At 60.8% G+C, this 18,289-nt stretch carries 19 protein-coding genes; 17 read left to right on the forward strand and 2 right to left on the reverse strand.

Going from position 1 to position 18,289, the window contains the following annotated elements; genetic code table 11:
• The first annotated feature begins 3 nt into the window (after positions 1-3).
• Together cyoD and adhP are read left to right on the forward strand one after the other, a co-directional pair.
• Positions 4-309: a cytochrome o ubiquinol oxidase subunit IV gene (cyoD, locus tag ACO08A_RS23085; protein ID WP_422038267.1), complete on the forward strand. Its 306-nt coding sequence runs from the start codon at positions 4-6 to the stop codon at positions 307-309.
• Between the two features lie 111 nt (positions 310-420).
• On the forward strand, positions 421-1,437 hold the full coding sequence (gene adhP, locus ACO08A_RS23090) for an alcohol dehydrogenase AdhP (RefSeq protein WP_422038268.1): 1,017 nt from the start codon (positions 421-423) through the stop codon (positions 1,435-1,437).
• Between the two features lie 67 nt (positions 1,438-1,504).
• Here the strand turns inward: adhP and mscL are convergent, their stop codons facing one another.
• On the reverse strand, positions 1,505-1,939 hold the full coding sequence (gene mscL, locus ACO08A_RS23095) for a large conductance mechanosensitive channel protein MscL (protein WP_422038270.1): 435 nt from the start codon (positions 1,937-1,939) through the stop codon (positions 1,505-1,507).
• Between the two features lie 233 nt (positions 1,940-2,172).
• Between mscL and ACO08A_RS23100 the strand changes: the two genes are divergently transcribed.
• From ACO08A_RS23100 to ACO08A_RS23120, 5 genes are all read left to right on the forward strand, one after another.
• Positions 2,173-2,442: a hypothetical protein gene (locus ACO08A_RS23100; RefSeq protein ID WP_422038271.1), complete on the forward strand. Its 270-nt coding sequence runs from the start codon at positions 2,173-2,175 to the stop codon at positions 2,440-2,442.
• A gap of 115 nt (positions 2,443-2,557) precedes the next feature.
• On the forward strand, positions 2,558-3,484 hold the full coding sequence (locus ACO08A_RS23105; protein WP_422038272.1) for a TAXI family TRAP transporter solute-binding subunit: 927 nt from the start codon (positions 2,558-2,560) through the stop codon (positions 3,482-3,484).
• Between the two features lie 77 nt (positions 3,485-3,561).
• The gene (locus ACO08A_RS23110) at positions 3,562-5,454 is read left to right on the forward strand and encodes a TRAP transporter permease (protein ID WP_422038273.1); all 1,893 of its coding nucleotides are present in this window, start codon (positions 3,562-3,564) and stop codon (positions 5,452-5,454) included.
• Between the two features lie 16 nt (positions 5,455-5,470).
• Positions 5,471-6,055, forward strand: a complete 585-nt coding sequence (locus ACO08A_RS23115) for a cupin domain-containing protein (protein WP_422038274.1) — start codon at positions 5,471-5,473, stop codon at positions 6,053-6,055.
• A gap of 36 nt (positions 6,056-6,091) precedes the next feature.
• On the forward strand, positions 6,092-6,616 hold the full coding sequence (locus ACO08A_RS23120; RefSeq protein WP_422038275.1) for a ricin-type beta-trefoil lectin domain protein: 525 nt from the start codon (positions 6,092-6,094) through the stop codon (positions 6,614-6,616).
• 41 nt (positions 6,617-6,657) lie between these two features.
• Here ACO08A_RS23120 and ACO08A_RS23125 read toward each other — a convergent pair whose 3' ends face one another.
• On the reverse strand, positions 6,658-7,647 hold the full coding sequence (locus tag ACO08A_RS23125) for an ester cyclase (RefSeq protein WP_422038276.1): 990 nt from the start codon (positions 7,645-7,647) through the stop codon (positions 6,658-6,660).
• 150 nt (positions 7,648-7,797) lie between these two features.
• On the opposite strand from ACO08A_RS23125, the gene ACO08A_RS23130 reads away from it, so the two are divergent.
• The 10 genes from ACO08A_RS23130 to ACO08A_RS23175 all read left to right on the forward strand — a co-directional run bounded on the left by ACO08A_RS23130 (position 7,798) and on the right by ACO08A_RS23175 (position 18,284).
• On the forward strand, positions 7,798-8,853 hold the full coding sequence (locus ACO08A_RS23130) for an ABC transporter ATP-binding protein (RefSeq protein WP_422041797.1): 1,056 nt from the start codon (positions 7,798-7,800) through the stop codon (positions 8,851-8,853).
• A gap of 77 nt (positions 8,854-8,930) precedes the next feature.
• Positions 8,931-10,136, forward strand: coding sequence for an ABC transporter substrate-binding protein (locus tag ACO08A_RS23135; RefSeq protein ID WP_421983478.1), 1,206 nt, complete (start codon positions 8,931-8,933; stop codon positions 10,134-10,136).
• 132 nt (positions 10,137-10,268) lie between these two features.
• On the forward strand, positions 10,269-11,294 hold the full coding sequence (locus ACO08A_RS23140) for a carbohydrate ABC transporter permease (RefSeq protein ID WP_422038277.1): 1,026 nt from the start codon (positions 10,269-10,271) through the stop codon (positions 11,292-11,294).
• Positions 11,291-12,448: a carbohydrate ABC transporter permease gene (locus ACO08A_RS23145; RefSeq protein ID WP_422038278.1), complete on the forward strand. Its 1,158-nt coding sequence runs from the start codon at positions 11,291-11,293 to the stop codon at positions 12,446-12,448. The genes ACO08A_RS23140 and ACO08A_RS23145 overlap by 4 nt, the downstream gene beginning before the upstream one ends.
• Before the next feature lie 41 nt (positions 12,449-12,489).
• Positions 12,490-13,026, forward strand: a complete 537-nt coding sequence (locus tag ACO08A_RS23150; protein ID WP_422038279.1) for an ester cyclase — start codon at positions 12,490-12,492, stop codon at positions 13,024-13,026.
• Between the two features lie 146 nt (positions 13,027-13,172).
• A complete protein-coding gene (gene hisD / locus ACO08A_RS23155) occupies positions 13,173-14,483 on the forward strand; it encodes a histidinol dehydrogenase (protein WP_422038280.1) in 1,311 nt (436 codons plus the stop codon).
• A 1-nt stretch (position 14,484) separates the two neighbouring features.
• Positions 14,485-15,534, forward strand: coding sequence for an ester cyclase (locus ACO08A_RS23160; RefSeq protein WP_422038282.1), 1,050 nt, complete (start codon positions 14,485-14,487; stop codon positions 15,532-15,534).
• Complete coding sequence (locus ACO08A_RS23165; protein WP_422038283.1) at positions 15,531-16,298, forward strand: SDR family NAD(P)-dependent oxidoreductase; 768 nt, start codon at positions 15,531-15,533, stop codon at positions 16,296-16,298. Before ACO08A_RS23160 ends, ACO08A_RS23165 begins: the two co-directional genes overlap by 4 nt.
• Positions 16,298-17,329, forward strand: a complete 1,032-nt coding sequence (locus tag ACO08A_RS23170) for a LacI family DNA-binding transcriptional regulator (RefSeq protein ID WP_422038284.1) — start codon at positions 16,298-16,300, stop codon at positions 17,327-17,329. Before ACO08A_RS23165 ends, ACO08A_RS23170 begins: the two co-directional genes overlap by 1 nt.
• Positions 17,316-18,284, forward strand: coding sequence for an ester cyclase (locus tag ACO08A_RS23175; protein ID WP_422038285.1), 969 nt, complete (start codon positions 17,316-17,318; stop codon positions 18,282-18,284). The genes ACO08A_RS23170 and ACO08A_RS23175 overlap by 14 nt, the downstream gene beginning before the upstream one ends.
• The last annotated feature ends 5 nt before the right edge of the window (positions 18,285-18,289 follow it).

An 18,289-nucleotide genomic window follows, 5' to 3' on the forward strand; every position in this document is an offset into this window, starting at 1 on the left:
ATCATGGATCATTCAGCTGAACGCAGTCTGTCGACCTACCTGACCGGATTCGCGCTTGCCGTGGTTCTGACCGCCATTCCCTTCGCGCTCGTCTGGGGTGGGCTGCTGACCGGTCCCGCGGTCTACGCGGTCATAGCGGTTGCCGCCGTTCTGCAGGTGATCGTGCACCTGGTCTTCTTCCTGCACATGGATTTCAAGTCGACGCCGGGTGAAAATCTCTTCTTCCTCGGTTTTGCTGCCGTTCTGATCTGCATCATGGTCGGCGGCAGCCTGTGGATCATGATGGATCTTCATCACCGCATGATGTGATGCGCGTGTCCTGACAGCCTTTCGCGGATAGATTGCTCTCGATCAATGACGCCGGCCCAATTCCCGTGGGATCAAGACCCAGTGTTAGGTCTGAAGAGGAAGGGATCGGCCATGCCAAAGATGAATGCTGCCGTTGTTCGCGAGTTCGGAGCGCCGCTCGACCTTTGCGAGGTTGAAAAACCGGAGGTCAAGGACGGCAAGATCGTCGTGAAAGTCGTGGCCTCGGGTGTCTGCCACACCGATCTGCATGCGGCGAACGGCGACTGGCCGGTCAAGCCGAGCCCGCCCTTCATTCCCGGTCACGAGGGTGTCGGGTTCGTCGCCGAGGTCGGTGCCGGGGTCACTTCGGTGAAGGAGGGGGACCGGGTCGGCATCCCCTGGCTCCATTCGGCCTGCGGGCACTGCAGGCACTGCATGGGCGGTTGGGAAACGCTCTGCACCGATCAGCAGAATACCGGTTACAGCGTGAACGGCGGCTTTGCCGATTATGTTCTGGCGGATCCGGACTATGTCGGACACCTTCCGGACGGACTTGAATTTGCACCTGCCGCGCCGGTCCTGTGTGCAGGCGTGACGGTCTACAAGGGTCTCAAGGAAACGGATACGCGGCCGGGACAGACGGTGGTGATCTCCGGTATCGGCGGTCTCGGCCACATGGCGGTGCAATACGCAAAGGCCATGGGGCTTCACGTGATCGCGGTCGATATCGCCGATGACAAACTGAAGCTTGCCACGTCTCTCGGAGCGGATCAGGTGATCAATGCACTGGAGACGGACCCGGTCGCCGAAGTTCAGGCCGGCGGCGGCGCCGAGGGTGTACTGGTGACCGCGGTTGCCGGCAAGTCCTTCGAGCAGGGTGTCGGGATGCTGGCGCGGGGCGGTACCATGAGTCTCGTCGGGTTGCCGCCCGAGGATTTCCCGCTTTCCATTTTCGATACGGTTTTGAACCGCAAGACCATCCGCGGTTCCATTGTCGGAACACGTTTAGACCTTGCCGAGTCGCTGCAATTTGCCGCCGAGGGTCTTGTGCATTCACACTACACGGAGGAAACGCTGTCGGACGTGAACAGCATTTTCGATCGCATGAAAGCGGGCACCATTGACGGCAGGATCGTCATGGCGATCTAACCGGCGTTGCCGATATCGTTCGGCCAGCACCTTTCAGGAACGTGCTGGCCGGATTTACGGTTTCGCGTCAGGCCTGTGCCTTGAGCATGTCGCGGATTTCCGCGAGCAGTTCTTCGGTTGTCGGCCCCTTTGGTTCTTCCGGTGCAGGCTCTTCCTTGGGTGTTGCCGCGTCCTTGATGCGGTTGACCGACTTGACCAGCATGAACACGACCCAGGCGATGATCAGAAAATTGATGACCGCCATGATGAACGCGCCATAGGCGAACACGGACGCCCCGGCTTCGCGCGCGGCTTCCAGCGAGGCACCTGCGGGCACTTCACCCGCGAGAACCGCGTAATTGTTGGTGAAATCGACCCCACCGGAAACCAGCCCGATGATGGGGTTGATCAGATCGCCCACCAGGGATGTCACGATTGCCGTGAAGGCGGCACCTATGATGATGCCGACCGCCATGTCCATGACATTGCCCTTGGCAATGAAATCCTTGAATTCATTAATCATTATTCCCTCCAACCCTAGGGTCCGTACCCCAATTTGTGAAATGGGTCCCCGTCCGGCCCCGAACGGAGGCAGCCTACTAAATTTTTACAGTGTTGTATTGTTTGGATGCGCCATTCCCTTGGCCCTGCAAACGCGGGGCAAATGTTGCGCGCTGGCGTCAGATCCCCATCCGGACACCAGAATTTCACAATCGCTTGTCAAGGTTGGCGGTATCGACTGTTAGGAGGAATTCCATGCGATTTTTTTCCGCCCGCGCGGCCCTTTATACCTGCTCTGCTCTCTTCCTGGCAGGCCTCACCCAGAATGCGATGGCAACCTGTGCCGCCGATATCAGCAAGGTTGAATACGCCATCGATCGCGCGAAGCGCACCGGGATCGACATTACCGACGCCGAACGGATGCGGGCGCTGCTGGAGGATGCGAACAAGGAACGCAAGGCCGGCAACGAGAAGAAGTGCCAGGAACTGATCGACCAGGCGAAACGAATGGGCAACGTGGAGTAATCTGCAGGGTGAGAAAGCCCAAGCCTCAGAAAATCGATCAAATACAAAAATATCGATAAAAAAATTGAAAAGATCAAATTATCGTCTATCCTGATCACAAACTCGGGAGGACATGATGTTTGACGTGATTAAATCGGCCGGTCTCGCGTGCGGACTGCTTTTCTCGGTATCGATGGCGCAGGCGGAAGAGCTGCGTATCGGCACGGCGAGCCTGGGCGGCGCCTTTTATCCGATGGGGCAAAGCATCTCCAACCTCGTCAACAAATATGCGGGCGGGGACATCACGATGGTGCCGGTCGTCACCGGCGGATCTGTTCAGAACCCGCGGCTCATCGACAGCGGCGAGGTGGAGATCGCAATCACCAACAACAATCTCGCCGTGCTGGCCGTCAACGGGAAGGGCCCCTACAAGAGCGGTGCGATCGAGATGAGCGCGGTTGCGGCGCTGCACCCGAGCGTTCTGCACATGATCGTGCTGGAAGGCTCGGATATCCAGACCATCGAGGACATCAAGGGCAAGCGCGTTGCGGTCGGTCCGGCAGGCGGCGGTACACTCGGCTTCATGAACTTCCTGCTGCCGCTGCATGGCATGTCCATGGATGACATCACACCCAGCTTTCTGTCCTATTCGGACGGTTTCAGCCAGCTGAGCGACGGCAATGTGGACGCGGCATTTGCCCTGTCCGGCTATCCGGCGGGTGCCGTGATGCAGGCCGCGGCCGGCAACAAGCTGCGTTTCATCAGCTTTTCGGACGGCATACTCGACAAGGCCCTGGAAAAGAACAGCGCCTTCAAGGCGGTCGAGATTCCGGCGGATGTCTACGGCACCGCTGAACCCGGAACGGTGATCGGTGTCAACAACATGCTCATCGTGCCGAACACGCTATCGGCGGATGTCGTGGAGAAAATCGTGTCGTCGGTGTTCGACAATCTTGAGGAATTCCAGGCAGAGAATGCGAATGCCAAACAGATCGATCCGGCAAATTCCCTGAAACTGGCAATTCCGCTGCATGAAGGTGCGGCACGCTATTTCAACAAATGATATCGTGGTAACGGACCGGATCGGAGGCGGACCCGCTTGAGCGGGTTCGCATCGGGTTCCGGCATGAGGGCGTCCCGGTGGCGAGCCAAACCTTCCGAAAACTGTCCTTCAGCAAAGAGGCTGTGATCTACACCGCGGCCCTGTGTCTCGGACTGTTCCATCTTGCCGTCGTCGCCGGTGTGGTGTCGATCTCGACCATGCCGCTGCGGCTGATCCATGTCGCCATGGCCTTTTCGCTGCTTTTCGCGCTCCGGCCCGCATCCGCGCGGCTGGAAGGGACGACAACGGACCGCGTCCTTTCCCTTATCCTGGTCGCCGCGGCGGTCGGTGCGAGCGCTTGGCTGTTGTCGCGCTGGAAGGCGATCGCCTTCAGCGGAGGGTTGACGACGGACGGCGACTATTATGCGGGAATCGTCATACTTCTGCTGGTTTTCGAAGCGGCCCGCCGGGGTGTCGGGCTGGTGCTCGCCCTGATCACGCTGGTCTTCTTCTGCTATCCGTTCGTGAGCCCTTACCTTCCGGGCATCCTGAGCGGGCGCGGATATGGTCTGGAACGCATGGTCCTGTTCCTGACGACCGACACCCAGGGTGTCTATGGCATCCCGATCGGTGTTGCCGCGACCTACATCATCGTCTTCACCATCTTCGGCGCGATGCTGTCTCGTTTCGGTGCGGGAGATTTCTTCTTCGAGATTTCCATCCGGCTGACAAAGGGCCTCAGGGCGGCCAGCGCCAAGTCCGCCGTGCTGTTCTCGACCCTGATCGGCATGGTGTCCGGCTCGGCTGCCGGAAATGTCGCCGTTACGGGGACCGTGACCATTCCCATCATGAAGCGGGAGGGCTATCAGCCTCACCAGGCGGGTGCGATCGAAGCCGTTGCTTCGACGGGCGGTCAGCTGATGCCGCCGGTCATGGGGGCCGCCGCCTTCATCATGGCCGAAATCGTCGGCGTGCCCTACACATCCGTCATGGCGGTCGCGATCCTTCCGGCATTGCTGTTCTTCGGATCCGCGTTCGTTGTCGTGCATCTTCAGGCGGTGCGCTCCGGGATCATGCCGCGGCAGACGGATCAGAGCGACGGCCGGCCGCTGGGCGCCGTTCTCCTGGAGGGCGCACCGTTCATCGGGGCCTTTGCCGTTCTGCTTGGTCTGATGCTCGCGGGGTTTTCGCCGTTCAAGGCATCGCTCTGGGGCATGGCGGTGCTGATCGTACTCTACATAGTCAGGACCCGCCGCATTGACGGCGAACTGATCGGAAAGATTGCGGGCAGTGTTTCCGAAGGTGCGCGCAATGTCATCACGATTTCGGCCGCCTGTGCCGCCGCAGGCGTCATTTCGGGCACGCTCGGGATCACCGGGCTCGGGTCCAAGATCGCGCTGCTGATCGACGTCGCCTCCAACGGCTACCTCATCCTGGCGCTCCTGTTCACGATGATTGCCTCGATCGTTCTGGGCATGGGACTGCCGACAACGGCGGCCTACCTGATCCTGGCAACCGTCGTCGCTCCGGCGCTGGTCAAGCTGGGCGTGCCGATGCTCACGGCGCATTTCTTCGTTTTCTATTACGGCTGCATTTCAACGATCACGCCGCCCGTCGCGCTTGCGTCCTATGTCGCCGGCGGGATTGCCGGAGCCGATGTCAACAAGGTTGGCTGGACGGCAGCTTCCTATGCGCTCACCAGCTTCGTTCTGCCGTTTGCCTTTGTCTTTGGTCCCGGCTTGCTGATGCAGGATGGTGTTGCCGCAAATCTTGTCGCCGTCGTCACGGGTTTTGCCGGCGTGGGCGCGGTTGCCGCCGGTGTCATCGGCTGCGCGATCCGGCCGCTGTCCGCCTTGAACCGGGCCATCGCGCTCTGCGCCGGGCTCTGCCTTCTGATCCAGGCCTGGCCGACGCTGGTCGTCGGCATCGTGCTTCTCGCCTACCTGCTGATCCAGCAGAAGGCGCTTCCCCAAATGTCCCTGAAATCCTGAAACGAGCGGAATGGAAATGGCTAGAGAATTCAGACGTGTCGTGACCGGCCATGACAGCAACGGCGTTGCCATTGTTGAAAGCGACGGCGTAGCGACCCACCGGCTGCAACGGGAGAACAGGCCCGGCGTCACCCTCACCAACTTCTGGCTGTCCGACGGAACGCCTGCGGAATATGACGGTCCGACCGAGACCTGCGACGGGCCGTTCATTCTGCACCCGCCGGAAAACGGCAGCGTGTTCCGGGTGGTCGAATTCATGCCGGAAGATCCGGAAGTCATGAAGACGCTGGACGGCAAAGCGGCATTCGCGGAAATGGGCGCGGGCGATAATATCGTGGAAGATGCGCGGCACCCCTGGATGCACCGGACCAACAGCGTCGACTATGCGGTGATCCTGACAGGTGAGATCTACATGCTGATGGACGAAGAGGACGTCCTCCTGAAAGCCGGTGACGTGGTTGTCCAGCGCGGGACCAATCATGCCTGGTCGAACCGTGGAACGGAGCCGTGTTCGATCGCCTTCGTGCTTGTCGATGGCGTGACGCAGCGTTCCGCGCCGCCGGAGGATCGCAAGGGTATTCCGAAAAGGCAGGGCGCCTGAGCGGCAGCTCGTCATTCATCAAGAGAGGACAATCAAATGCGCAAAACCGCAACCTTCCTTGCCTGCCTGCTCATGGGTGTCTCGTCCCAGGTGAGCGCCGAGGCGCCCGATCTCAAGACACCGGCACCGGTGATCTATCTTGCGGACAATCTCGACGAGGCCGACAATCTCGGCTGGTGCATCGACACGCAGGGGCGCGGGTTCGGTGAAAATCTCCATGCCCATTCGTGCAAGCCGCGCGGAGGGGACGTCCAGTTCACTTTCGACACGGCGTCCGGGCAGATCCGCTCCGTTGCCTTCGATGGCAAGTGCATGGAACTCATCGCACCAGGCGATCCTGCGATTGCGTTCGGGTTGCGCGACTGCGCCGATGGCAAAGCGGAGCAGGTCTTTGCCTTCGATGCGCCAAGCGGACACATCACCCCCGGGAGCAGGCCCGGGGACTGCGTGGCGGCCGGGGCTGCCAGCCGCGCCGCCGGGCCGTTCATGTCCCGCGACCTGATCCTTGCGGCCTGCGCGACTGCCGATCCCGCGGTCATAAAATGGCGCGAGAAGAAATAGGCCGGCCGGAAGTCCTTCTCAAGGAGCAGCGGGTGGTTGCGTCAGGCGCGCGCCTGTTCGCCGATCAGATCCCGCCCCATCTGCCTGAACAGGTCCACATAATCGAGCATGACCCAGTTCTCCATGATCTTGCCGCCGGTGCAGCGGTAGAAGTCCATGACGCGGAGCGTCAGCGCCCTGTTGGTCGCCGGAACACCGATATAGTCGCCCTTGTGGGTCATGGTCATGGAGGGCCAGCCGCTGACGGCAGCGTAATCGCCGTCGCCGATCCGGCAATAGTGATTGCCGCCGACACGATCGGGAAACGCCGTCAGGAATGACGCCCGGTGATCCTTTTCAAAACCGCTCCAGCGATAGTTGGAACCGATCCCGCCCGGTCCGTACCAGAGCATGTCGTCATGCCAGTAGCCGTCCTTTCCGGTTTGTCCCTTCGAGGTGAAGTTTTCCGGATCATAGGCCTTCAGATCCGCCAGCATCGCCTCGCACAGGTCGAGGGTTGTCTCACCGTCTGCCTGGCCGACCGGCATCACACCGTCATGCGTGGCCGGGCCGGGGAACAGCATCTCCGTACCGAGGATGCGGGGCAGGGGAAAGCGTCCGACCTGGCGCATGAGGTCGATCAGGTCGAGAATGATCTTGGCTTCCGAGATCCGTCCATCGTCCTCGATGCGGTAGAATTCACCCGAGCGCAGGAAGACCAGGCGGTTCGATGGTTCGACGCCGAAGAGCGGCTTTTCGAAATTGCCGAGATAGTGTGTGAAGGAAGCGCACCAGTGCCCGCCGGGTTCGCGGCGGTTCGGTCCGCCGATGAAAATCTCGTCGCGGCGGCGCACATGCGACAAGGCCTCCTTCAGGGGCTCGAAAAAGGCGTTTCGCACGCTGTCGCGTCCGCTCAGACGGTTCACAGGGTCTGAAACATCGAAGATCACGTCTTCCTTCAGATGGCGGGCGAGAAGGTCATCGGTCTCCTGTGCCGGAGTGGCCAGAACGGTGTTCAGGAAGCTGTGGGGGATGCGCCGGAAATCGGACATTGGGTACCTTGCAGGTTTCAGAGATATGAAGGTATAGCAACAATTTTGCATTCGTATGCAAAAAAACGTTGCCAAAGTCTTTTCGCTGTGTCTAGCTGTTTTGCATAGGAATGCAAAATTGATCTGAAAACAGTCGAAGAGGGGATGGCTGTGGCAGAAATTCAGCTCAAGAATGTGTCGAAGCGGTGGGGATCTTTTGTCGGTGTCGACAATTTCGATCTCACGATCGCCGACCGTGAGTTTCTGGTACTTCTCGGCCCGTCCGGTTGCGGCAAGACGACCACGATGCGCATGATCGCCGGACTGGAAGATGCAACCGGCGGCGAGATCATCATAGGCGACAGGGTCGTGAACGACCTGGATCCGAAAGATCGGGACATCGCCATGGTGTTCCAATCCTACGGCCTCTACCCGAACATGAATGTCTACGAGAACATTCGCTTTCCCCTGAAAGTGCGGAAGGTCGATCCGGCAACGCATGACGAACGTGTGCGCCGGGCAAGCGCCATGGTCGAGCTGGACGAGTTCCTGCACCGCAAGCCCGCGGAGCTCTCCGGCGGCCAGCGCCAGCGCGTCGCCCTGGCGCGCGCGATCGTGCGCGAGCCGAATGTGTTCCTCATGGACGAGCCGCTTTCCAACCTCGACGCAAAGCTCCGGGTGTCGACGCGGGCGCAGATCAAGAACCTTCAGCACGAACTGAAAGTCACGACCATCTACGTGACGCATGACCAGATCGAGGCGATGACCCTGGCGGACCGGGTCGTCGTGATGAAGCGCGGGATCATCCAGCAGGTGGGCTCGCCGACCGAAATCTACGACCGGCCGGCAAACACGTTCGTTGCCAGCTTTATCGGATCGCCCGCGATGAACCTCATGGAGGGGACGCTGTCCGGCGGGACCTTCACCGGCGAGAACGTGTCGATCCCGGGCCTCAACGCCCCTGACGGCCCGGTCACGCTCGGCTTCCGCGCGGAGGACGCGGCTGTCGCCGGTTCGAGCGCCGAGGCGGAGATCAGCGCTCCGGTCTACACGATGGAACTCCTGGGTGATGCCACCATGATCACGGTGAAAGCCGGGGGCGCGCTGGTGTCGGTCAAGGCCAACAAGGACTACCGCATCGAGATCGATGAAACGGTCGGTTTGCATATTCCGCCGGAAATCTGTCACCTTTTCAATCACGAGACAGGCGCGCGCATCGACGCGTAAGCCGGTCCGGACCCGGCTCACAGCCGAAAACCAGAAGAGCGCCAGACGGCGCATGGAACAGCAGGGAGACCTGACGCATGCTCAAGAAACTTCTTCTCGCCAGCGCAATGACGCTGGCCGTCACAGGTGCGGCGAGCGCTTGTGACTTTGAAAATACCACGCCGGTGAAATCGCTCTCCGCCGGTTTCGAGGCCTGGAAAGCGGTCACGTCCTTCATGGCCAAGTGCGGCGATTTCGAAGCCGAGCTCGACCAGGAATTTCGCACCAAGCAGCCGGCGGCGTTCGCTGCCGACCCGTCGCTCTACCAGATTGGCGGCGTCGCCAATGGCACGCTCGTGCCGCTTCTGAACGAAGGCACGATCCGTCCGCTCGACAGTCTCATCGAGAAATACGGTCAGAACCTGACACCGAACCAGCTCATCAAGATCAACGGTGAGACCATGGCGGTCGCCATGATGGTCAACGCCCAGCATCTGATGTACCGCGAGGACATCCTGACGGATCTCGGCATTCCGGTTCCCAAGACCTATGACGAGGTGCTCGCGGCCGCAGCCAAGATCAAGGACGCGGGCGTCGTCGATTATCCGATCGGGGGCACGTTCAAGACCGGCTGGAACCTCGGCGAGGAATTCGTGAACATGTATCTTGGCATGGGCGGCGAATTCTTCGGTCCGGACAATTCGGCAACGATCGACAACGAAGAGGGCGTTGCCTCGCTCGAAATGCTCAAGAAGCTGACCGAGTACATGGACCCGGAATACCTCGTATCCGACAGCACCTACGTTCAGCAGCAGTTCCAGCAGGGCAAGATCGCCATGGCGAACCTGTGGGCGAGCCGCGCGGGTGCCATGGATGATCCGAACGAGTCCCAGGTTGTCGGCAAGGTCAAGATGGCCGGCGCACCGACGGCAAATGCCCGCGCAGCCTCGACCCTGTGGTGGGACGGGATCGTGATTGCCAAGAATGCGTCGGACGAAGAGGCTGAGGCCGCGTTCCGGGTTGCCATGAACGGCATGACCCCGGAAATGGTCAAGCAGAACAACGATGTCGCTGTCTGGCTTGTCCAGGGCTACGAGCCGGGCCCGCTTGCGCTCGGTGTCGTTCAGACGGCCGAAGCCGGTGCGCTTCCCTATCCGGCCAGCTCGCAGATGGGCCTGATGCACACGGCACTTGGAAACGGTGTCGCCGACTACCTGACCGGCGCAAAGGATGCCCAGACGACGCTTAAGGATATCTCGGCGGCGTACACGACCTCCGCCAAGGAAGCCGGCTTGATCAAGTAAGCAACCGACGTCTCAGCGAAGGGCGTTCGCGCCCTTCGCCCTGGAGCGCTTTTGAAGAATTCGGGGCAGCCGGCCGCGTATTCGTCAAAAGGCCTCCGGCCACGCTCACCGCGCGATTCAAGGGAGGGCAGCATGAATGCCAAGACCTTTGCCGCCTTTGTCGGCCCGTCCATCTTTTTGATGCTGCTCTTCATTGCTGCGCCGCTGATCAGCGTGTTCATGCAAAGCTTTTACATCACCCAGCCCGTCTTCGAGACGGTGCAGGTCGAGACCTGCACGCCCGGTTTCCCGAACCAGACCTGCGTCACCGAGGAAAAGGTGCAGCCGGTCCTCGGCGAGGACGGCAAGGTGGTGACCACCGTCAAGTATGTCGGGCTGGAAAGCTACGTGAACGTTCTGGAACCCGATCGCGCCTGGGCGGCCCTGAAAGCGCTGGATTTCAGCGCGCTGCTTACGATCGATTTCTGGAAAGCCCTCCGTTTCACCCTGACCTTCACGCTGGTGACGCTTCCCCTTGTCATCGGCGTCGGACTGGCGATCGCCGTAACGGTCAACAACGCCACCCGCATGATACGCGGTCCGATCATCTTCATATCGCTGCTTCCGTTCATCATCACGCCGGTGATCGGGGCCCTGTCGATCCGCTGGCTGTTCATCGGTGACGGCATCATGACGGCGTTTCTGGAATGGTGGCTCGCACGCGACATTTCCATGTTCGCGCAGGGCTGGACGATCGAACTCCTGATGATGTTCTACCGGGTCTGGCACGTGGCGCCGTTTGCCTTCGTGGTCTTCTATGCCGGCCTTCAGACCGTCAACCAGGACACGCTGGAATCGGCCGTGATCGACGGCGCCAGCCGTTGGGAGCGCCTGCGCTATGTGGTCATTCCGCACCTCATGCCGCTGATTGTCTTCATCTCGCTCATTCACCTGATGGATTCCTACCGGGTCTTTGAGGAGATCGTCGGCTTCTCCAGCCAGGCCTACCGGATCTCGCTGCAGTGGCTGACCTACGATCTGCTGACGCCCGATGACAGCGGCAACCGTTCCATTTCGCGCGCATCCGCCAGCGCGATGCTCACCATGATCGGAATTGTCGTGCTGCTTGTGCCGCTCCTGCGCAAGACCTGGCGCGATCACAAGGGGGGACGGGTATGAGTTCGCCGAAATCCATGCAGCAGCCCATGGCGCTGCGTCTGTCCTCCGCAGGGTTCCTTGCGTTCTGGTGTCTGCTGGCAGCCTTCCCGATCTTCTGGATCGCGGTGATGAGCTTCAAGGACCCGATCGATGCCTTCGCGGCGAACCCGCTCAGCGTGATCTTCGGACCCGAAACGGTTGCCACCGGACGCGGTCTGTCGATCGTCAGTATCGTCGTTGGCGTTGCCGTGCTCTGGTACACCGTCCATCTGGCCGTGACCAAGCTTCCGCGTCTCGTCACGCAGCTTACGCCGCCGGAGTTGATCGTTCCGGGATGGATCATCGGTGCGCTCGCATTCGCACTCGCCTTCCTGATCGTTTTCTTCGGTATCCTGCCGCCGGTCCTGGGAGCGCTGAATTCCGTCCTGGGGCCGCTTGGAAAGCCGATCCTCGGCCTGACGACGGAGCACTACCAGGCGGTCTGGGTGGAAAATGCGTTCTACGAGAACTTCATCAACTCCCTGATCATCACCGTCGGGGTCGTGACGGTGTCGCTGACCGTCGGTACCCTGGCCGGCTATGGCCTAGCCCGGTCCGGCTCCAGCCTGGCCTTCTGGATCCTGATCGTGGCCCTGGTGTTCCGCGCGCTGCCGCATTCGGTTCTTGTCGCGGGTTACCTGCCGCCGTTCATTAATTCGGCGGAGATCCTGCGCCCGCTCCTCGGGGAGGCGGCGCCGACGCTCTACGGCAAACCCTGGGCGGTCATTGCCGTGCTCGTCTCGATCAACCAGCCCTTCACGATCTGGATGCTGCGCTCGTTCTTCCAGAACATCCCCAATGAACTGGATGAGGCGGCGCGCGTTGACGGCTGCACGCATTTCCAGGCGTTCAGGTGGGTGATCATGCCGGTCATGTGGCCGGGCGTGATCACGACCGGACTGTTCAGCTTCCTCCTGGCCTATAACGACTATCTCGTCTGTTCGCTGCTTCTGGATGCCCAGAACCAGACGATGGTTCCGGCGATTGCCGGTTACTTCAACCGGGAAACGACGACGACGGACCAGGTCGAGGCCGTGGCGGCCGCCGTATCGATCATCGCACCTCTGTTCCTCCTGATCATGATCTTCCAGCGTCAGATCGTCAGTGGCCTGACGGCGGGCGCGGTCAAGGGCTAGGTGATGAGAAATTCGCAAAAACACGTTCCAACAGGTGAAACATGAAGGGTTCGCGTCCCGAACAGGCGGTCCTCAGCCGCGACACGGATATGAGCAAGACGGATGATACGCGCCGTGTCATCGAGGATATGGTCGACGGTCTCAACGATCACCGGATTGCCGATATCGGAGAGTTCTTTTCAGATGGTTTCCGCTGGCTGGGCAACACAGGCTGCGGCACCAAGACAGGGTTGAAGGAGTTTCAGGACAACTGGCAAAAACCGTTTCAGGCGGCGTTTTCCGACAAGATTTGCGTTGATGAAGCCCGGCTCTACATGGGCGAATGGGCGGCGGCCTTCGGACGCCAGGAAGCAACGCATTCCGGGGAGTTCATGGGGATTGCACCGACCGGAAAGCGGGTCGAGATCCGCTACATGGATTTCTGGAAGGTCGTCGACGGCAAGATTGTCGACAACTGGGTCATGGTCGATTTTCCCCATGTTCTGGCCCAGCTCGGCAAGGATGTGTTCGACGGGCAGGGCTGGGAAGGCTTTGACCGCGGCGAGCGCGTTCCGCCCGCACCGAACAAGGCTGCCTGACCTTGAACTACGCAGTTTTGCGTGTTGCACTTTTAGTTGCTTGAAGTTTCTGCATACGTATGCAATTTGATGAATGGTGGTACGGGCGAACCGGTGAGAGGACTCCTTCAGAAGATGTTCCGCCGGCGCTTTGAAAGGGAAGAAACATGGCCATTGAGTATCTGAAGCGCGGTAAGCCGGAAGCCGAGCGGTCCGAAGACGATGCCAAGGTTCGCTCCATCGTGGAGGGAACGCTCAAGGAGATCGAAACGCGTGGTGATGCCGCCGTGCGCGAGCTGTCCGAAAAGTTCGACAATTATTCTCCGGCCTCCTTCCGCCTGAGCACCTCGGAGATCGAAGCCCTGATGAACCAGGTCTCCGCCCGGGACATGGAAGATATCAAGTTCGCGCAGGAGCAGGTTCGAAAGTTTGCCGAGGCGCAGCGTGCCTCGATGCTGGATATCGAGGTTGAGACGATGCCCGGCGTGATCCTCGGCCACAAGAACATTCCTGTGCAGTCGGTCGGCTGCTATGTGCCCGGCGGCAAGTTTCCGATGGTTGCTTCAGCGCACATGTCGGTGGCAACGGCGTCGGTGGCCGAGGTGCCGCGCATCATCGCGGCCACGCCGCCCTTCAAGGGTGCGCCGAACCCGGCCGTGATCGCCGCCATGCAGCTCGGCGGGGCGCATGAAATTTATGTCCTCGGCGGTATTCAGGCCGTCGGTGCCATGGCGCTGGGGACCGAGACGATCGATCCCGTGCACATGCTGGTCGGTCCGGGCAACGCGTTTGTCGCCGAAGCCAAGCGCCAGCTCTTCGGCAGGGTGGGTATCGACCTGTTCGCGGGCCCGACAGAGACGATGGTGATTGCCGACGAAACGGTCGACGCGGAAATGTGCGCAACCGACCTGCTCGGCCAGGCCGAGCACGGTTACAATTCTCCGGCTGTCCTGGTGACCAACTCCCGCAAGCTTGCGAGCGAGACGCTGTCTGAAATCGAGCGGTTGCTCAAGATCCTGCCGACTGCCGACACGGCCTCCAAGTCGTGGGAGGACTATGGCGAGGTGATCCTGTGCGACACCTATGACGAAATGCTGTCCGTCGCCGACGATATCGCGTCCGAGCACGTGCAGGTGATGACCGACCGTGACGACTGGTTCCTGGAAAACATGACCTGTTATGGGGCACTGTTCCTAGGGGCGCGGACCAATGTCGCCAACGGTGACAAGGTCATCGGTACCAACCACACGCTGCCGACGAAAAAGGCCGGCCGGTATACCGGCGGGCTCTGGGTCGGCAAGTTCCTGAAAACCCATTCCTACCAGAAGGTGCTGACCGACGAGGCGGCTGCCGAAATCGGGGCCTATTGCTCGCGCCTGTGCATGCTGGAAGGGTTTGTCGGCCACGCCGAGCAGGCCAATGTCCGTGTCCGCAGATACGGAGGCGGCAACGTGCCTTACGGAGAGGCCGCCGAATAACATGGACAGGCATACCCGCCATAAAGAGCTGATCGCGCCGCTTCGTGCAGCCATGTACGACTTCGAGGAGACCGCGGTCCGAGGGGCGCTTGCCGACCTCTGCACGCCCGATGTCCTGTTCAGATTGTGCCACCCGTTCGGCGATACGGCGGGAACGGACGCCTTTTACGAAAAGGCCTATGCACCGCTGTTCAGGGCGATCCCGGATCTGGAGCGGCGCGATACCATCGTCATGGCCGGTCCGACACCGGAGGGCAACGACTGGGTCGGTTGCGGGGGATACTATACCGGATCTTTCGACCGGCCCTTTCTGGATATTCCGGCAACGGGTCACCAGGTGGCCATGCGGTTTCACGAATTCTACAAGTTTGTCGACGGCAAGGTCGTGGAGTTTCAGTCGCTTTGGGACATTCCCGAGGTGATGATGCAGGCAGGCGCCTGGCCGATGGCACCGAGCCTCGGCCGCGAGTGGCATGTGCCGGGGCCGGCGACCGAGGACGGCATCGTGCCGGGCCCCTATGACGAAACAACCGGCAAAGCGACCTGCCAGTTGATCATCGACATGCTGGAGCACATGAAACGGCATCCGTCGCAAGGCGGGCCCGAGGTCATGGAGATGCCGAAATTCTGGCATCCGCGGATGAGCTGGTACGGGCCGTCCGGGATCGGTACCGGCCGCGGAATAAACGGCTTCCGCAAGTGGCACCAGATCCCGTTTCTGAAGGCCATGCCGGATCGCGGCCAGTATGTCGACCAGATCGAGTACCACTTCTTCGGCGACCGCAACTACGCGGCCGTGACTGGATGGCCCGACATGATCCAGTCCGTCACGCATGACGGCTGGATGGGGATTGCACCTGCAGGCAAGAAGATAACCATGCGCAGCCTCGATTTCTGGCGCGTGGAGAAAGGCCTGATCCGCGAAAACTGGGTCATGGTCGATCTTCTCGACGCTTATGCGCAATTGGGTGTTGACGTTTTCAATCGACTTCGGGATTTCAACAAGGCCCGTACGGGCTTTGACCCAGAAACCGGAGTTGCGCTTCCATGATCAACCTGCCTTCCACTCCCAGCTTTTCACTTCACGGCAAAAAGGTGCTCGTCGCCGGGGCGTCTTCGGGGATCGGCCTTGCCTCTGCCGTGGCGCTGGCGGAGGCGGGGGGAGATGTGGTTCTGGCGGCGCGCCGGACCGACAAGCTCGAGGAGGCCGTCGAGGCGATCCGGGCGAAGGGCCTTGCTGCCTCTGCGCTTCAGCTGGATGTCGCCGATGTCCTTGAGGTGCAGGTCAGCATTGACAAACACGGCCCCTTCGATGTCCTGGTCAACAGCGCCGGACTGGCGCGCCACAGCGCAGCCGTCGATACCACCCCGGAAGACTTTGATGCCGTGATGAACGTGAATGTGCGCGGGGCATATTTCGTGACGCAATGTGTTGCGAGAGGCCTGATTGCGGCAGGCAGATCCGGGTCGCTGATCAACATGAGTTCGCAAATGGCGCATGTCGGCGGCATCGACCGCGCGGTCTACTGTGCATCGAAATTCGCGGTTGAGGGCTTCACCAAGGCCATGGCACTGGAGTTCGGGCCGCACAAGGTCCGGGTCAACACGATCTGCCCGACTTTCATCCGCACGCCGCTGACCGAGCAGACTTTCGACAATCCGGACCGGGTCCAGTGGATCGAGGAGAAGATCAAGCTTGGCCGCACGGGTGTCGTCGAGGACATCATGGGGGCGGTGCTTTATCTTGCGAGCGATGCCTCCTCGCTGGTGACCGGGACATCGCTTCTCGTGGACGGAGGTTGGACGGCGGACTGATGCGCTCCGAAAAAGTCACTTCCGTAGATGTAGCCCGGAAGGCCGGTGTCAGTCAGTCGGCCGTCAGCCGCGTGTTCACGCCGGGCGCATCGGTTTCACCGAAGATGGCCGACAAGGTGCTCAAGGCCGCAGACGAACTCGGCTACCGCCCCAATGTGCTTGCACGGTCGCTGATCACCGGCCGGTCGAAGATCATCGGTCTGGTGGTGGCCTATCTTGAAAACCAGTTCTACCCGGATGCATTGGAGAAGCTGTCGACGGCCCTTCAGGAACACGGCTATCACATCCTAGTCTTCATGGTCTCGAACGACGATGCCAGCGTCGACAAGGTGATGGGAGAGCTGCTTGACTACCAGGTCGACGGCATCATCACCGCATCCGTGGGCATGTCCAACGCGCTTGCCGCACGGTGTTCGGCCGCCGGGGTTCCCGTGGTTCTGTTCAACCGTGGCCAGGACGATGACAGGCTCAACCAGGTGACGTCCAACAACCTCGCCGGCGGACGCAAGATCGCGGAATTCCTGCTTGCCGGCGGCCACCGGAAAATCGCCCATATCGCCGGCTGGTCCGGTTCGTCCACCGGGCGCGACCGCGAGGCCGGGTTCCGTGCCGGGCTGGCGGCGGCCGGTCTGGAGCCGGTCGCCTGTATCGACGGCATGTACAATCGCGAGACTGCAGCCGCTGCGGCCCGCGAAATTTTTTCCGCCAGCGACCGTCCCGATGCCGTCTTCGTCGGCAATGATCACATGGCCTTTGCGGTCATGGACGTGCTGCGTTTTGAACTCAAGCTGGATATTCCGGGTGACGTTTCGGTCGTCGGATATGACGACGTGTCCCTGGCGTCCTGGCCTGCCTACGACCTGACAACGCTGCGTCAGCCCTCGAACAGGATGGTGGAGGCAACAGTCTCCACGCTGCTCGGCTGGATCGAGGAGAGCCGCAACGATGTCCGGAAAATTCAGATAGACGGACCGCTGATGATCCGCGGTTCCGCACGCATACCCCAAGGATGGCCCGATGAAAGGCTTTGACCCGCGCTGGAAGGATTTCCCCGATTACATCATCGGAATCACCAGGGAAATCTGGGAAGAGCGCAAGATTGCGACGCTGCACCACTACTATTCGGACGATATTGTCGTCCGCTCGCCCGCGTCCGTTGTTGTCGGAAACCAGGATGTCATCGGTGCAACCATGGCAACGCTGGCCGAGTTTCCGGACAGGACCCTGCTCGGGGAGGACGTGATCTGGTCGGGCTCGCCGGAAGACGGGATGCTTTCATCTCACAGGATCATATCGACCGCGACACATCTTGGCGACGGCGTCTATGGTCCTGCCAGCGGCAAGAAACTCCAGTACCGGATCATTGCCGACTGTCATGCCATCGACAACCAGATCAACGACGAATGGCTCATCAGGGACCAGGGCGCGATCGTCCGTCAGATGGGCTTGGATCCCAAGGACTATGCGCGCGACCTGATTGCACGGGAAGGCGGCCCGGAACTCTGCGTTCATCCCTTCACACCGGCCATCGACAAGCCCGGACCCTACAAGGGCATGGGAAACGACAATGAGTGGGGCGAACGCTACGCGGATATCCTGTCGCGGATCATGGGTGCGGACATGGCGGTCATCGAAGCGGAGTATGACAGGGCCTGCGCGCTGTATTACCCGGGGGGTGTCAACGGTCATTCCTGGGGAGCAGCCGATCGCTTCTGGATGGGGCTGCGCGCGAGTTTTCCCTCCGCCGAGTTCCGGATCGAGCACCGGATAGGCCGGGACGACCCGTCGATGCCGCCGCGCGCCGCCATTCGCTGGTCCCTCAATGGCAAGCATGACGGATGGGGCGCCTTTGGCGAACCCAGTGGCGCGCAGGTCCATGTCATGGGCGCGTCGCATGCCGAGTTCGGGCCCTGGGGTCTGCGCCGCGAATATACGCTTTTTGATGAAACGGCGATCTGGAAACAGATCGCCCTGAAAACCGGATAACTTGA

Source organism: Roseibium sp. (assembly GCF_965232425.1).
Lineage (GTDB): Bacteria > Pseudomonadota > Alphaproteobacteria > Rhizobiales > Stappiaceae > Roseibium.

Excerpts from the sequence above, each read along its gene's own strand:
- cyoD (WP_422038267.1), top strand. The coding sequence starts at position 4 with ATGGATCATTCAGCTGAACGCAGTCTGTCGACCTACCTGACCGGATTC.
- adhP (WP_422038268.1), top strand. The coding sequence starts at position 421 with ATGCCAAAGATGAATGCTGCCGTTGTTCGCGAGTTCGGAGCGCCGCTC.
- mscL (WP_422038270.1), bottom strand. The coding sequence starts at position 1,939 with ATGATTAATGAATTCAAGGATTTCATTGCCAAGGGCAATGTCATGGAC.
- ACO08A_RS23100 (WP_422038271.1), top strand. The coding sequence starts at position 2,173 with ATGCGATTTTTTTCCGCCCGCGCGGCCCTTTATACCTGCTCTGCTCTC.
- ACO08A_RS23105 (WP_422038272.1), top strand. The coding sequence starts at position 2,558 with ATGTTTGACGTGATTAAATCGGCCGGTCTCGCGTGCGGACTGCTTTTC.
- ACO08A_RS23115 (WP_422038274.1), top strand. The coding sequence starts at position 5,471 with ATGGCTAGAGAATTCAGACGTGTCGTGACCGGCCATGACAGCAACGGC.
- ACO08A_RS23120 (WP_422038275.1), top strand. The coding sequence starts at position 6,092 with ATGCGCAAAACCGCAACCTTCCTTGCCTGCCTGCTCATGGGTGTCTCG.
- ACO08A_RS23125 (WP_422038276.1), bottom strand. The coding sequence starts at position 7,647 with ATGTCCGATTTCCGGCGCATCCCCCACAGCTTCCTGAACACCGTTCTG.
- ACO08A_RS23135 (WP_421983478.1), top strand. The coding sequence starts at position 8,931 with ATGCTCAAGAAACTTCTTCTCGCCAGCGCAATGACGCTGGCCGTCACA.
- ACO08A_RS23140 (WP_422038277.1), top strand. The coding sequence starts at position 10,269 with ATGAATGCCAAGACCTTTGCCGCCTTTGTCGGCCCGTCCATCTTTTTG.
- ACO08A_RS23145 (WP_422038278.1), top strand. The coding sequence starts at position 11,291 with ATGAGTTCGCCGAAATCCATGCAGCAGCCCATGGCGCTGCGTCTGTCC.
- ACO08A_RS23150 (WP_422038279.1), top strand. The coding sequence starts at position 12,490 with ATGAAGGGTTCGCGTCCCGAACAGGCGGTCCTCAGCCGCGACACGGAT.
- hisD (WP_422038280.1), top strand. The coding sequence starts at position 13,173 with ATGGCCATTGAGTATCTGAAGCGCGGTAAGCCGGAAGCCGAGCGGTCC.
- ACO08A_RS23160 (WP_422038282.1), top strand. The coding sequence starts at position 14,485 with ATGGACAGGCATACCCGCCATAAAGAGCTGATCGCGCCGCTTCGTGCA.
- ACO08A_RS23165 (WP_422038283.1), top strand. The coding sequence starts at position 15,531 with ATGATCAACCTGCCTTCCACTCCCAGCTTTTCACTTCACGGCAAAAAG.
- ACO08A_RS23170 (WP_422038284.1), top strand. The coding sequence starts at position 16,298 with ATGCGCTCCGAAAAAGTCACTTCCGTAGATGTAGCCCGGAAGGCCGGT.
- ACO08A_RS23175 (WP_422038285.1), top strand. The coding sequence starts at position 17,316 with ATGAAAGGCTTTGACCCGCGCTGGAAGGATTTCCCCGATTACATCATC.